Raw genomic sequence first — 13,596 nt, forward strand, 5'->3', positions numbered from 1 at the left:
CCTGTCGGCCTCTCAAATGAATGGACCGCCATTCCGCGCGCTGCTACCGTCGGGGCGCAACGAGATGCAGGTGCCAGATGACTATCACCCTCTTGATCATCAACGCGCGCGGGCTGACCATGGACCCGGAGGCCCCCGAGACTGATGCGGTGGCGCTTGCAGGCGACAGGATTGCCGCGCTTGGCGAGGCCGCCCGTGCCATGGCGGGTCCCGACTGTCCTGTCCTTGATGCCAAAGGGGCGAGCGTGCTGCCGGGCTTTATCGAGAGCCATCTGCATCTGTTCATGGGCGGCTCTGAATTGGCGCATCTACAGCTACTTGGGGTCAAGGGGCCGGAGGCGTTGGCCGAGGCAATCCAGGCCTATGCCGCAGCCAATCCGAACCGCAAGGTGATCGTCGGTCAAGGCTGCGATTACGGCATTTATGATCGCGCGCTGACGCGGCATGACCTTGATGCGATCCTGCCGGATCGCCCGGTCTGTCTCTTGGCGGCGGATCATCATACGGCATGGGCCAATACGATGGCGCTGAAGGAGGCCGGTATCCTCTATGGCGCCGCTGTGGGGCCGGGCAATGAGATCGTGATGGAAAACGGCGTGGCCACCGGCGAATTGCGCGAGTTCGAGGCCAAGGCGCCGGTGCTGCGGCTGGCCGGGGAGAACCGTATCATGGCAGGGATCGCCACCGGGGCCGACCCGGTGCCAAAGCCGAGCCATGAGGACATGCTGGCGGATTTACCGGCGATGGAGCGCGGTTTGCGTCATTGCGCGCGCCACGGGTTTACCAGCCTCGTCAATATGGACGGAAACCGCTACACGCTCGAGGTGCTGGACCACTTGCGGGGTCAGGGCAAGCTGACGGCGCGGGTGCGGGTGCCTTATCATTATCGCAATGATCACAAGATCACCGATCTTGCAAAGGCCAGTGCCATGAGCACCGATTACAACGATGACTGGCTGTCGTCGGGGTTCGTCAAGATGTTCATGGATGGGGTCGTGGACAGTGGCACGGCGGTGATGCTCAACGATTATCCCGATCAACCCGGCTGGCGCGGTGAACCCTTGCATGAGGCAGACCGCTTTGCCGAGATCTGCATCGAGGCGGACCGGCGCGGGCTTCAGATTGCGGTCCATGCCATCGGGGACGGGGCGGTGCGCCGTGTGCTGGATGGCTATGAGGCCGCGCGCGCGGCCAATGGCGCGCGCGACGCGAGGCATCGGATCGAACATATCGAATTGATCGACCGGAGCGATATTCCACGGTTTGCCGAAATGGGCATCGTGGCCTCGGTTCAGCCGTCGCATCCGCCGGGGTCCCTCGATTTCCCGCTGTTTCCAACCCTCGACAAGATCGGGCGCGACCGGTGGCGCGATGCTTATCTGACGCGCACGCTGCGCGATGCCGGAGCGCGGATCGTGTTCGCGTCTGACTGGCCGGTGGCCGATGTGAACCCGCTCCGCTCGATACAGGCGGCGGTGACGCGGCAGCCCTATGAGGGCGCTCAGGACGAGCGCGTGACGCTGCGCGAGGCCCTAGCCGCCTATACCATCGGCGGGGCCTATGCCGAACATACCGAGGACCGCAAAGGCATGCTGCGCCCCGGCTATCTTGCGGATCTGGTGATTCTGTCCGGCGACATCGAGGCGGTGCCCGCAGATCAGATCGCCGGTCTGCATGTTGAAAAAACCATCTGTGGCGGCCGGATCGTTTGGGATGCGGACCTCTAATCCGGCCTGAGAGGCGGAAATGTCTTGAACGACTCGGCGACACGCGCTCGACTATGAGGAAAAAGGGGACGCCATAGTGGCCGACGGTGCGCAACAGAGCGGCAACGAGATAGAAATCAAAGCGGTCAGCAAGGTCTTTGGCCTCGGTGCGGCTGCGTTTCACGCCCTGACCGAGATTGATCTGACCATCCGCACCGGAGAGTTTTTCACGCTTCTGGGCCCTTCTGGCTGTGGCAAGACCACGCTTTTGCGGGTGATCGCGGGATTTGAGCATCCCAGCAGCGGACAGCTTCGGATCAAGGGGCAGGATGTTGTGGGGCAGGCCCCGAACCGGCGTCTGGTGAACACGGTGTTTCAGAATTACGCGCTATTTCCGCATATGACCGTGGCGCAGAACATCGGTTTTGGCCTCAAGATGCTGGGCCGCCCCCGGTCCGAGATTGACGCCACCACATCCGAGATGCTGCATCTGGTCAAGATGGAGGCCATGGCCATGCGCAAGCCCGCCGAATTGTCCGGCGGACAGCAGCAGCGGGTGGCACTGGCCCGCGCCCTGGCCCCGAGGCCGCGTGTTCTCTTGCTCGACGAACCGCTGAGCGCGCTGGACCTCAAGCTGCGCAAGGAAATGCAGACCGAGTTGAAGCGTCTTCAGGTGGAGACCGGCATCACCTTTGTCTTTGTGACCCATGATCAGGAAGAGGCGCTGACCATGTCGGACCGCCTTGCGGTGATGAACAAGGGCCGAATTCTGCAACTTGGCAGTCCGCATGACATCTACCACGCCCCGAAAGAGCGGTTCGTGGCCGATTTCATCGGCGAGACGAATTTCCTGTCGTTGACGGTGAGCGCGGTCGCGGGGGGCTGCGCCGAGCTTGTCCTGCCCGGTGGCCGGACGGTTTCGGCGCGGATTGCGGAAGGGGTGCTGCCCGCGAAAGGCGAGACCGTTTCCGCCGTGATCCGCCCGGAACAGGCGCAACTGGTTGAGGCGGGCACGGGTGATCTGTCGGCGACGGTCGATGGGTCGGTGTTCTTTGGCACTGACACGCATATCCATCTGACGCTTGAGGATAGTCAGAGCTTTACGGTGCGGCGTCAGAACACCGTCGGACAGGCGGACCCAGCGCGCGGCGCGCGGGTGGGCTTGGCCTTGATGCCCGGCGCGCTGCAAGTTCTGCGGGGATAGGGATGAAACGCGACTCGCACCGCTGGAAATGGATCCTCGTGAGCCCGGCGCTTGTGGTGCTGATCCTTGCGGCCTCTGGTCCGCTCTTGATCGTGGCGGTCTACTCGGTTCTCAGCCCCGGCAATATGGGGGGCGTGGCGTGGGATTTCTCGACCGAGGCGTGGTTTCGGGTGTTCTTCAAGCGCGATATTTTCGACCCCGAGACTGTCACACTCAATGCGGATCATCTGGCGGTGTTCCAACGTACCCTGTGGCTGTCGTTTCAGACGACACTGATCTGCGCGGCCTTGGGCTTTCCAACGGCGTGGTTTATTGCCACACGCCCTGTCAACCGGCGGATGGTGTGGTTGTTCCTGATCACCGTTCCCTTTTGGACCAACCTCTTGATCCGCACTTTCGCGATACAAGAGTTGATCCGCAACACCGGCACGGTGAACACGGTGCTGGTCTGGCTGGGGCTGATCCGCGAACCTGTGGACCTGATGTATACCGATTTCGCCGTGTTGCTCGGCATGAGTTATGTCTTTCTGCCCCTCATGGTGCTGCCGCTCTATGCCGCGATGGACAAGCTGGATTTCCGGTTGGTCGAAGCGGGGTATGATCTCTACGCCAGTCGCTTGCAGGTCTTGTGGCATGTGATCCTGCCGCTGGTGAAACCAGGGTTCATTGCGGGGTCCATTCTGGTGTTCATCCCGTCCATCGGTGCCTATGTCACCCCGCGCGTGCTGGGCGGCGGCCGGTCGATGATGATGGGCAATCTGATCGGCCTGCAATTCGGTCAGGGGCGCAACTGGCCGCTTGGGTCAGCCTTGGCGATGGTGCTGCTGGTGATCGTCGTCGTGGCGCTGATTTTCTACCTGCGCATCACCACCCGCGAGACAGGAGGGCGCGATGGCCGGCACTAGGTTCGACGTGCGCGCCCTGCCCGGCTTTGGCCTCGTTGCCATTGTCACGCTGGTGATGCTTTACCTCCCCATCATCATTCTGGTGATCTTTTCGTTCAACGAGTCGCAATCGCAGGCGGTTTGGAGTGGGTTCTCGCTGAAATGGTATGAGGCGGCGTTCAACAACAGGCAGGTGGTCGATGTGTCGATCCGCTCGCTCTGGCTGGCGCTGGTCGCGGCGGGGATAGCCACGGTGCTGGCAACCCTCGCGGCATTGGCCACGACGCGGGTGGGCCGGTTTCCCGGCCAGACCCTGATTTATGCGCTGATCAACCAACCTCTGATGGTGCCGGAGATCGTGACCGGCATCGCGCTCTTGATCTTTGTGGCCTTTCTCAAGGTGCAGACGGGATATTCGGGCATGGGGTATATGGTGGCGGCGCATACTGCCTTTTGTATCCCCTTTGCCTATCTGCCCATTCGCGCGCGGCTCGAAACCATGGATCTGACGCTAGAGACAGCGGCGGCCGATCTCTATGCGACCCCGGTGCAGACCTTTACCCATGTCACCCTGCCTCTCTTGGTGCCCGGAATCGTGGCGGGCTTCATGCTTGGGTTTGTGGTGTCGCTCGACACGGTCGTGATCACCGAATTCGTGAAATCTGCCGGGCAGGACACGCTGCCTACCTATATGCTCGGCCAGTTGCGCCGCAGCGTCACCCCGGAAATGAACGCCATCGCCACGCTGTTTCTGGCGCTGTCGCTTGTGGTGGTCAGTGTGTTTTTCCTGATCACCCGGAAAAGGGGATAACTGTAACCATAACCACAGGGAGACGACCAATGAAGAGACTGATAGCAACCGGCCTGACCGCCCTATTGGCGACCACCAGCATCGCGAGCGCGGAAGGTGTGGTGAACCTCTACAACTGGGGCAATTATACCAACCCCGAGTTGCTGACCAAGTTCGAGGCAGAGACCGGCATCAAGGTCAATGTGACGGACTATGACAGCAATGACACGGCGCTTGCCCGTATCCGTCAGGGGGGCCATGGATTTGATATTGTGGTGCCCTCGAACTCTTACATGCAGACGTGGATTTCCGAGGGGCTGATCGTTCCGCTCGACAAATCCATCGTCACCAACCACGGCAATATCGCGCCCGAGTGGGTGGATGTCGATTTCGACCCCGGTCGCGAATATTCGGTTCCGTGGCAATGGGGCACGACCGGTGTGATCGTGAACACAAGCGTCTATGATGGTGACATCAACGATGCGGGTCTCATCTTTAGCCCGCCGGACGCGCTCAAGGGCAAGATCAACGTCATTCCCGAAATGTCCGATGTGATGGCCATTGCCATTTACTATTCCGGCGGCGAGCCCTGCACCACGGATATGGAGGTGATGCGCAAGGTGCGGGACACGCTGGTCGAGGCCAAGACGCATTGGAAGGCGCTGGATTATGGCACGGTCGATGCCCATGTCGCGGGCGATTTTTCGGCCGGGATATACTGGAACGGGGCGACGATGCGGGCGCGGCTGCAAAACGCGGACCTTGCCTATGGCTATCCCAAAACCGGCTATCCGATCTGGATGGATAGTGCGACCGTGCTGGCCGATGCCCAGAACCCGGAAAATGCGATGAAGTTCATCAATTTCATTCTGGAGCCGGAGAATGCCGCGATGATCTCGAACTTTGCGCGCTACGCCAATGGTGTGACCGGGTCGGAGGAATTCATGGATGAGGTGATGCGCGCAGCCCCTGAAATCGTGGTTGCCCCGGAACTGGCGGCGGCGGGCAAGTTCAGCCCCGCCTGTTCGCAAGAGGTGAACGATCTGCAATCGCAGATCTGGACCGAGGTGTTGCAGTAATCAAGGTCGGGCGCATCCTGTTATCCCAGCGGGGTGCGCCCGCAGGCCAGAGCGTCAGGCAAGGCCGGTCATAGGGGAAGCTGATAGGTTCCCGACTGGACAGAGGGCGCGTTCCATGGTGGTCTGGTGCTCAGTCCGCGAGCCAAAGCGGCGAGAGTATTGAGCATCGGACCCAAGCCAGCATGAGCCATCGCCCCCTCCCACATCCGCGCGCCAGCTATGCGCATTTCTGCCCGATCAGCACCCGCTGGATGGACAATGACGCCTATCTGCATGTCAATAACGTGGCCTATTATTCGTTCTTCGACACGGCGGTGAACGAATACCTGATCCGGGGTGGCGTTCTGGATATCCGACGCAGCACCGTGACCGGGTTGGTGGCGCATAGCGAGTGCCATTATTTCAGCCCGATTGCCTTTCCCGAGGCCATCGAGGTCGGATTGCGCGTGGCGCGGCTTGGCACGAGCAGCGTCACCTATGAATTGGCGATCTTTCAGTCCGGGGCAGAGCTTGCGGCGGCGCAGGGGCGTTTCGTGCATGTCTATGTCGACCGCGAGACAAGCCGTCCTGTGCCCATCCCCGAAAACATGCGTGTGCTGCTCGACCCATTGGTGGTGCCTGACGCCGACGGCTGACCGCCCCCCTCTTTCATTGCCCAAGCCTTGCGCAAGGACCAGATATGCCGCTCAGTCAGATTGCTCTTCCACTATTCCTGCCCGCCACGCGGTTGGACCGCCTTGCCAAGGCGCAGGCCGCGGGTGCGGATGCCATTCTGCTCGACCTCGAAGATGCGGTCGCCGAAGAGGACAAGGCAAGCGCCCGAGCCGCGCTGCGCGACTTGCCCGCGCACGTGCCCGGCCAAGTGCCGGTGCTTGTGCGCCTCAACGCGGCTGACAGCGCGTTTTACGCGGAGGATGTGGCGGCTCTTGGCGGGCTGCCGATAGATGGGCTGATCCTGCCCAAGGCCGAGGATGCGGAGACCTGTGCCGCCCTCGCCGCGCGGACGGGCCTGCCGGTGATCGGCCTTATCGAAACCGCCCTTGGGCTGCGCCGTGCCGAGAGCGTGGCGCGCGCCTGTGTCCGGCTGGCCTTTGGCTCGATTGATTATGCCGCAGATTTGGGGATCGCGCATACCCGCGAGGCCTTGTTGCACGCGCGCGCGGAACTGGTGCTGGCCTCGCGCCTCGCCCAGCGCCCGGCCCCTTGGGATGGCGTCACTCAAAGCATCACGGACGAGGCCATGATCGTCAGCGATTGCCAGCACAGCGTCGAGATGGGGTTTGGCGGCAAGCTGATCATTCACCCGGCGCAAATCGCCCCGGCGCGGCGCGGATTTGCCCCCAGTGAGGCGGAGCTGGACTGGGCGCGGCGCGTTGTGGCCTCGGCGTCGGAAACCGGGGCGGCGATCAAACTGGACGGCCAGATGATTGACGCGCCGGTGGTCAAACGCGCACAACAGATCATTGCACGTGCGGGAGGTGTGGCATGAGCGGCAAGATTACCGAGGCGGATCTGATCGACAGTGTCGCGGAGGCGCTGCAATATATCTCGTATTACCACACCCCGGATTTCATCACCGCGATGGCTCGCGCCTATGAGGCCGAAGAAAGCCAATCCGCCCGCAATGCGATCCGGCAAATTCTGGTCAACTCGCGCATGTCCGCGATGGACAAGCGGCCGCTCTGTCAGGACACTGGCAGCGTCAATGTCCTGCTCGAAGTGGGGGTTGAGGCGCCGATTGACTGGCATCGCGCGCCGCAAGAGATGATCGACGAGGCGACACGGCGCGCCTATGCCTTTGCCGCCAATCCGCTGCGCGCCTCGATTGTCGCGGACCCGCTGGGGGCGCGGCGCAACACGCGCGACAACACGCCCGCGATGATCCAGACCGAATTGGTGGCGGGGAACACGGTTTCTGTCACGGTGTCGGCCAAGGGCGGCGGGTCTGAGAACAAGACCAAGTTCACCGTGCTCAACCCGTCGGATTCGGTGGCGGATTGGGTGGTGGATACGGTGGCCAAGTTGGGGGCGGGATGGTGCCCGCCGGGGTTGATCGGCCTTGGGGTGGGCGGCAGCGTCGACAAGGCGATGGCGATGGCCAAGCAAGCGCTGAACGATCCCATCGACATCACCGAATTGCGGGCGCGCGGTGCGCAAACCGCCGAAGAGGCGCTGCGGCTGGAGCTCTACGAGCGGATCAACGCTCTAGGGCTTGGGGCGCAGGGGTTGGGTGGTCTGATCACGGTGCTGGATGTCAAGCTGCGGAGTTTTCCGACCCATGCCGCGTCCTTGCCTGTGGCGCTGATCCCCAATTGCGCCGCAACCCGCCATGTGCATTTCACGTTGGATGGCAGCGGTGCGGCGGAGTTTACCCCGCCTGATCTGTCACTTTGGCCGGATCTTGAGGACGGGGGCGTCACGGGGCGGCGGATTGATCTGGATGCGCTGGATGACGATGTTCTGGCCTCTCTCAGCCCCGGCGATACGCTGCTCTTGTCTGGCCGGCTCTATACGGGGCGGGACGCCGCGCATCGCCGGATGCTCGAAGAGCTGGATCAGGGCAAGCCGCTGCCGGTCGATCTGAAGGGGCGCGCGATTTATTATGTGGGCCCCGTGGATGCCGTGCGCGATGAGGTGATCGGACCGGCGGGCCCGACAACCTCGACCCGGATGGACAAGTTCACCGGGCCGCTGCTCGCGGCCTCGGGGCTCAAGGTGATGATCGGCAAGGCCGAGCGCGGACCTGCGGCGATTGAGGCCATCCGCCAGCATGGGGCGGTCTATCTGATTGCGGTGGGGGGTGCGGCCTATCTTGTGTCCAAGGCGATCAAGCGCGCGCAGCCTGTCGCCTATCAGGATCTCGGGATGGAGGCGATCTATGAGATCGAGGTCAAGGACATGCCCGTGACCGTGGCGGTCGATACCAAAGGGGCGTCGATTCACAATAGCGGGCCGAAGCAATGGGCGCGGGTGCCGCAACTGGTGAAGTGAAAGGATCAGGGGCCGGTGCACGCATCCGGTGCTTTTGGCCTAGAGAGGACATTGGCCGCCAGCACATATGCGCGGAATCAAGGCGCGTAGCGCCGCCGCGCAGCGCCCGTCCGCCCCCTCGGGCGGGCGCTTTTGCGAGGTCTCAACACACTGATAACGCGAAAGTATTTTGCAGGCATAAAGTGCCAGCCGATAAGGTTGCAGCGCCCACCCGGCGGACGGGCCCCACGCGGCTCACCAATTTGGGTCAAGGTCCCCTTCAGGCCATATCGCGTCTCTTCGTCCTGTTTCCGAAGACCGCTCTAGATCGTGCGGCCGCCATCGACCTCCAGCACCACGCCGGTGATGAAATCCGCCTCGTCGGACGCGAGGTAGAGGGCGGCATTGGCGATGTCGCGCGCCTCTGACAGGCGGCCCATGGGGATCGTGGAGATGAAGCGGGCGCGGTTTTCGGGTGTGTCGGGCATGCCCATGAACTGCTCGAGCAGGCCTGTCGCCCCCATCACCGGGGCGATGCAGCAGACGCGGATCTTGTCGGGGGCGAGTTCCACCGCGAGCGAGCGCGTCATCAGGTTCACGGCCCCCTTGGACGAGTTATACCAGGTCAGACCGGGGCGCGGGCGGATGCCCGCAGTCGAGCCGATGTTGAGCATCACCCCGCCCCCGGCGGCGCGCCAGAGCGGCACGCAGGTCTTGGTCATGTGAAAGATCGACAGCACGTTGATGTCGTAAATCTTGCGAAAGGTCGCCTCGTCGGTGTCCATCAGTGGGCTGTTGGGATTGGTCCAACCGGCATTGTTGACCACGATGTCGAGCCCGCCAAAGGCCGCGACGGTCGCGTCAACCGCCGCCTGAACCTGATCGCCCTTGGACACATCGCAGGTCACGGCGATGGCATTCTCGCCCAGCGCCTCGGCCACGGCGCGCGCGCCGGCCTCGTTCATATCGACCACCGCCACCTTGGCGCCTTCGCGGATATAGGCCTCGGCTATCCCTTTGCCAAAGCCCGAAGCGGCCCCGGTCACGAGGGTTCGTTTTCCTTGCAGTCTCATCTTGCGTTCCTTTGGTCTGGTCGTTGCCGCCCGCAGCAGGGCCTAGCCGTGATTGTTGATGATCGTCTTGATATGCGAGAACTCGAGCAGGGCGGCGAAGCCCTTTTCGCGCCCATGGCCAGACTTGCGGATACCGCCAAAGGGCAATTCCACACCGCCGCCCGCGCCATAGCCGTTGATAAACACCTGACCACAGCGCATCGCCTTGGCCACCCGCTTTTGGCGGCCGCCATCGCGGGTCCAGACCGAGGCGACAAGGCCGTATTCGGTGCCATTGGCAATCGAGATCGCCTCGGCCTCATCCTCGAACGGGATGATGCAGAGCACGGGGCCGAACACCTCTTCCTGGGCGATCCGCGCCTTGGGGTCGCAGGGGCCGAACACGGCGGGGGCCACATAGTAGCCGCCTTCGGGGGCATCGGGACGGATGCTGCCACGGGCCATCAGGGGCGCGTCGGCCTCGGCGATATAGGTCTCGACCCGCTTTTTCTGTTTGGCGGAAATCAGCGGCCCAAGCACCGCATCCTCGCCGGAATCCGAGGCGGCGACGGCGCTGAACCGGGCGGTCAACTCGGCCACGGCGCGGTCGTAGATGCCGCGCTGCAAGAGCACGCGGGTGCCCGCCGAACAGGTCTGCCCGCCGTTCTGGATCACGGCGTTGACGAGGAATGGCATGGCCGCGTCAAGATCGGCATCGTCGAACACGATCTGCGGGGATTTGCCCCCCAGTTCCAGCGTGCAGCCGATGAAATTCCGGGCCGCGGCGGTCTGGATGATCACGCCCACCTCGGGGGAGCCGGTGAAGGAGATGAAGTCGATGCCCTTGTGATCGGCCAGCGCCTGACCCGCCACAGCCCCGCGTCCGGTGACGATATTGATGGCACCGGGGGGAAAGCCCACGTCGAGCGCCAGTTCCGCAATCCGAAGCGCGCTGAGGCAGGCGTCTTCGGCGGGTTTCAGGACCGTGGCATTGCCCATGGCGAGCGCCGGAGCGACCGAACGGCCGAACATTTGCGCGGGGTAATTCCACGGGATGATATGGCCGGTCACGCCATGGGGTTCGCGGTGGACCTCGACATTATAGCCGTTGAGAAAGGGCACGATTTCACCATGCACCTTGTCCGCCGCCCCGCCGTAAAACTCGAAATAGCGTGCGGTGACTTTCATGTCGGCGCGGGCCTGCGCAATCGGCTTGCCGTTGTCGCGCCGCTCGAGTTGCGCCAGAGGCTCGACGTTTTCAAGGATACGCTCGGAGAGGCGGATCATCAGGCGGCCGCGCTCTGCGGCGGTCAGTCTGGACCACGCGCCGCCGTCAAACGCCGCGCGCGCCGCCGCGACTGCCGCGTCGATATCGGCGGCGTCGCTGTCGGCGATCTGGGCAAAGGGCAGCCCGTCTATCGGCGACAGCACGTCCATCACCTTGCCCGAGAGTGCGGGAACCCACGCGTTGCCAATCAGGTTCAGAGGCTGCGGAATGACCAGCTTGGCCATCAGATCAGTGTCTTTCATGTCTTGGTTCCTTCCGGTTCAAGAGAGCCCTCGGCGACCTCGCCCCGCTCGATCACGAGCGTCCGATCTGCAAAGCCGCGCAGCAAGGAGGGGTTGGATTCGGTGATGATGAGCGTGATGGAACGATCCGTATCGCGCAAGGTCCGCAATGCCTCGGCGTAGCGCAGGGCCAAGGCCGGGGCGAGGCCCTGAAACGGCTCGTCGAGCATGATGAGCTTGGTGCCCAGCATGAGGGCGCGCGCCAGCGCCACCATCTTGCCTTGGCCGCCCGATACGGTGCCGCCGGGGCGCGTGGCCAGATCCCGCAATTCGGGCAGGACGGTATAGGCGCGGTCGAGGCGGCGCTTGGTCTCGGCCTTGTCCAGCCGCGCGGCCTGTGCGGGCAAGAGGATATTTTCCTCGATGGTGAAGGCCGAGAAGAGCCGCCGGTCCTCGGGGGCGTAGCCGATCCCGAGGCCGGGACGCTTGGGCGGGTGCAGAGCGGTGATGGGGTGGCCCTCGAACAGGATCTCGCCGCTGGCGGTGGTGAAGCCCATGATGGTGCGCAGGAGCGTTGTCTTGCCCGCCCCGTTGCGCCCGATCAAGGCCACCGTTTCGGCGGCTCCGATGCGAAAGTTCAGATTGCGCAGGATCGGGATGATCCCGATGGACGCGTTGACTTGGCGCAGTTCCAGCATCAGACCACCTCTCCGATCACGTCGCGGATCACGTCGGGATGTTCCAGAATCTCGGCGGGCGTGCCGCGCAACTGGACATTGCCACTGTTCCAGACGGCCACTTCATCAGCGTATTTCTCGACGATGCCCATGTCATGCTCGACAAAGACGGAGGTGACGTTCGCCTCTTTCAACGCGCCGATCAGGATTTCCATGATCGCATGTTTCTCGGAGGAGGCCACGCCAGAGGTCGGTTCGTCCATCAAGAGCAGGCGGGGTTTGAGCGCCAAGGCCACGGCAATGTCGATCAGCTTGCGCTGACCCTCGGGCAGTTCCACCACCAGCACATCGGCGACATCGGCACAGCCCACCATATCGAGCAGGTGCACCATTTCGGCGCGCTCGGGGATGGCGTGCATATTGACCAGCGGATTGCGCAATTTCTGGCGCGCCGACACGGCGATGAGCAGGTTTTCCAGTGCGGTGTGTTCGGTGAAGAGTTGCGGGATCTGAAAGGCGCGCGCGACGCCACGGTCCACGATCTTGCGCGGGGGCAGCGGCGTGATGTCCTGTCCCTCGAACAGGACCTGCCCTCGTTGCGGCTTGAGCCAGCCGGTGCAGATGTTGAGAAACGTCGTCTTGCCCGCGCCATTGGGCCCGATGATCGCCAGATTTTTCCCGGCATGGATTGTCAGAGAGACATTATCCGCCGCCGTGACCCCGCCGAACTTGATCGTCAGGTTGCGGGTTTCCAGAAGAACCTCGTTCATTTGCGGTCTCCTGTCTTGGCGGATGGGCGGGTCGTGTCGCGCTTGAAGGCCGCACCGAGGATGCCGATCAGGCCACCGGGGGCAAAGAGGATGATGATGAGCAAGAAGCTCCCGAGGATCATTTGCCAGACATCACCGGCATAGACCGAGGCATAGGTGCGCACCACCTCGTAGATCAGAGCGCCGAGAAAGGCCCCCTGGACCGATCCGGCCCCGCCCAGCACGGCGATGAATACCATTTCCGCCGAGCGCACCCACCAGACATATTCCGGCGTCACGACCCCTTGGGCCATGCCCATCATCACCCCGCCAACGCCGCAGAGTGCTGCTGACAGGAGATAGCCTGACAGGAACGCGCGTTTGGGGGAAATGCCCAAGTATTCGAGGCGGGTCTCATTGGTCTTGATGGTCTGAAAGAGCTGCCCCACGGGGGAGGCGAACCAGCGATGCGTGAACCACCCCAGCGCCAGAACCAGCACCAGCACGGTGTAATAGAGCACGAGGTTGAACTCTGTATGATCAAGGGCCTGCCCCAGAACCGTCGGGCGGGTAAAGCGCAGGCCATCCGCCCCGCCGGTCAGGTGGTAGAATTTCTCGAGGATCGACCAGAAGATCATCGAGAACGCCAGATTGAGCATACCAAAGAAGATGCCGCGATAGCGGACCACGAAAAGCCCGACAAAGAGGCCGGCGGCCAAGGCCCCAAGCACCCCGACAAGCAGGATGACGACAAAATCGGTCGCAGGCAGCGCCGTTATCAGGAAAGCCCCGGCATAGGCCGCAATCCCGAAGTAGAGCGCATGGCCAAAGGACACCTGCCCGGCCCGCAAGAGAACCGTCACGCCCAGCACCGCAAGCCCCTTGGCCATCGCGAAATTGACCAGAAGTTGCATCGACGGCACCATGAAGGGCACGACGGCAATCGCCGCAACGCCGATGATCCAGAGCCATGAAA

Annotated in this window: 13 protein-coding genes; 8 read left to right on the plus strand and 5 right to left on the minus strand. The window is 62.9% G+C overall.

The features are described 5' to 3' along the window. The first annotated feature begins 77 nt into the window (after nt 1–77). From KBT70_RS00370 to KBT70_RS00405, 8 genes are all read left to right on the plus strand, one after another. The gene (locus tag KBT70_RS00370; RefSeq protein WP_296627428.1) at nt 78–1,727 is read left to right on the plus strand and encodes an amidohydrolase; all 1,650 of its coding nucleotides are present in this window, start codon (nt 78–80) and stop codon (nt 1,725–1,727) included. Between the two features lie 76 nt (nt 1,728–1,803). Further along, nucleotides 1,804–2,910, plus strand: coding sequence for an ABC transporter ATP-binding protein (locus KBT70_RS00375; protein WP_296627431.1), 1,107 nt, complete (start codon nt 1,804–1,806; stop codon nt 2,908–2,910). A gap of 2 nt (nt 2,911–2,912) precedes the next feature. Beyond that, a complete protein-coding gene (locus KBT70_RS00380; protein ID WP_296627433.1) occupies nt 2,913–3,815 on the plus strand; it encodes an ABC transporter permease in 903 nt (300 codons plus the stop codon). Then, complete coding sequence (locus KBT70_RS00385; protein ID WP_296627435.1) at nt 3,802–4,605, plus strand: ABC transporter permease; 804 nt, start codon at nt 3,802–3,804, stop codon at nt 4,603–4,605. Before KBT70_RS00380 ends, KBT70_RS00385 begins: the two co-directional genes overlap by 14 nt. Nucleotides 4,606–4,634: 29 nt before the next feature. Beyond that, on the plus strand, nt 4,635–5,663 hold the full coding sequence (locus KBT70_RS00390; RefSeq protein WP_296627438.1) for an extracellular solute-binding protein: 1,029 nt from the start codon (nt 4,635–4,637) through the stop codon (nt 5,661–5,663). 182 nt (nt 5,664–5,845) lie between these two features. Continuing rightward, a complete protein-coding gene (locus tag KBT70_RS00395) occupies nt 5,846–6,298 on the plus strand; it encodes a thioesterase family protein (RefSeq protein ID WP_296627440.1) in 453 nt (150 codons plus the stop codon). A gap of 44 nt (nt 6,299–6,342) precedes the next feature. Continuing rightward, nucleotides 6,343–7,152, plus strand: coding sequence for a CoA ester lyase (locus tag KBT70_RS00400; protein WP_296627442.1), 810 nt, complete (start codon nt 6,343–6,345; stop codon nt 7,150–7,152). Continuing rightward, the gene (locus tag KBT70_RS00405) at nt 7,149–8,654 is read left to right on the plus strand and encodes a fumarate hydratase (RefSeq protein ID WP_296627444.1); all 1,506 of its coding nucleotides are present in this window, start codon (nt 7,149–7,151) and stop codon (nt 8,652–8,654) included. Before KBT70_RS00400 ends, KBT70_RS00405 begins: the two co-directional genes overlap by 4 nt. Nucleotides 8,655–8,956: 302 nt before the next feature. On the opposite strand, the gene KBT70_RS00410 is transcribed toward KBT70_RS00405, so the two are convergent. The 5 genes from KBT70_RS00410 to KBT70_RS00430 form a co-directional block, all read right to left on the minus strand. Beyond that, a complete protein-coding gene (locus KBT70_RS00410; protein WP_296627447.1) occupies nt 8,957–9,706 on the minus strand; it encodes an SDR family oxidoreductase in 750 nt (249 codons plus the stop codon). 42 nt (nt 9,707–9,748) lie between these two features. Then, the gene (locus KBT70_RS00415) at nt 9,749–11,215 is read right to left on the minus strand and encodes an aldehyde dehydrogenase family protein (protein WP_296627450.1); all 1,467 of its coding nucleotides are present in this window, start codon (nt 11,213–11,215) and stop codon (nt 9,749–9,751) included. Further along, nucleotides 11,212–11,892, minus strand: coding sequence for an ATP-binding cassette domain-containing protein (locus KBT70_RS00420; RefSeq protein WP_296627453.1), 681 nt, complete (start codon nt 11,890–11,892; stop codon nt 11,212–11,214). Before KBT70_RS00420 ends, KBT70_RS00415 begins: the two co-directional genes overlap by 4 nt. Continuing rightward, nucleotides 11,892–12,641, minus strand: coding sequence for an ABC transporter ATP-binding protein (locus KBT70_RS00425; RefSeq protein ID WP_037240508.1), 750 nt, complete (start codon nt 12,639–12,641; stop codon nt 11,892–11,894). The genes KBT70_RS00420 and KBT70_RS00425 overlap by 1 nt, the downstream gene beginning before the upstream one ends. Then, a partial coding sequence (locus KBT70_RS00430) for a branched-chain amino acid ABC transporter permease (protein WP_296627461.1) occupies nt 12,638–13,596 on the minus strand: 959 nt, incomplete at its 5' end. The genes KBT70_RS00425 and KBT70_RS00430, both read right to left, overlap by 4 nt.

The organism is Roseovarius sp., assembly GCF_018066915.1.
Classification (GTDB): domain Bacteria; phylum Pseudomonadota; class Alphaproteobacteria; order Rhodobacterales; family Rhodobacteraceae; genus Roseovarius.

What these genes read in the sequence shown, in the direction of transcription:
- KBT70_RS00370 (WP_296627428.1), top strand. Translation starts at nt 78, where the DNA reads ATGACTATCACCCTCTTGATCATCAACGCGCGCGGGCTGACCATGGAC.
- KBT70_RS00380 (WP_296627433.1), top strand. Translation starts at nt 2,913, where the DNA reads ATGAAACGCGACTCGCACCGCTGGAAATGGATCCTCGTGAGCCCGGCG.
- KBT70_RS00385 (WP_296627435.1), top strand. Translation starts at nt 3,802, where the DNA reads ATGGCCGGCACTAGGTTCGACGTGCGCGCCCTGCCCGGCTTTGGCCTC.
- KBT70_RS00390 (WP_296627438.1), top strand. Translation starts at nt 4,635, where the DNA reads ATGAAGAGACTGATAGCAACCGGCCTGACCGCCCTATTGGCGACCACC.
- KBT70_RS00395 (WP_296627440.1), top strand. Translation starts at nt 5,846, where the DNA reads ATGAGCCATCGCCCCCTCCCACATCCGCGCGCCAGCTATGCGCATTTC.
- KBT70_RS00400 (WP_296627442.1), top strand. Translation starts at nt 6,343, where the DNA reads ATGCCGCTCAGTCAGATTGCTCTTCCACTATTCCTGCCCGCCACGCGG.
- KBT70_RS00405 (WP_296627444.1), top strand. Translation starts at nt 7,149, where the DNA reads ATGAGCGGCAAGATTACCGAGGCGGATCTGATCGACAGTGTCGCGGAG.
- KBT70_RS00410 (WP_296627447.1), bottom strand. Translation starts at nt 9,706, where the DNA reads ATGAGACTGCAAGGAAAACGAACCCTCGTGACCGGGGCCGCTTCGGGC.
- KBT70_RS00415 (WP_296627450.1), bottom strand. Translation starts at nt 11,215, where the DNA reads ATGAAAGACACTGATCTGATGGCCAAGCTGGTCATTCCGCAGCCTCTG.
- KBT70_RS00420 (WP_296627453.1), bottom strand. Translation starts at nt 11,892, where the DNA reads ATGCTGGAACTGCGCCAAGTCAACGCGTCCATCGGGATCATCCCGATC.
- KBT70_RS00425 (WP_037240508.1), bottom strand. Translation starts at nt 12,641, where the DNA reads ATGAACGAGGTTCTTCTGGAAACCCGCAACCTGACGATCAAGTTCGGC.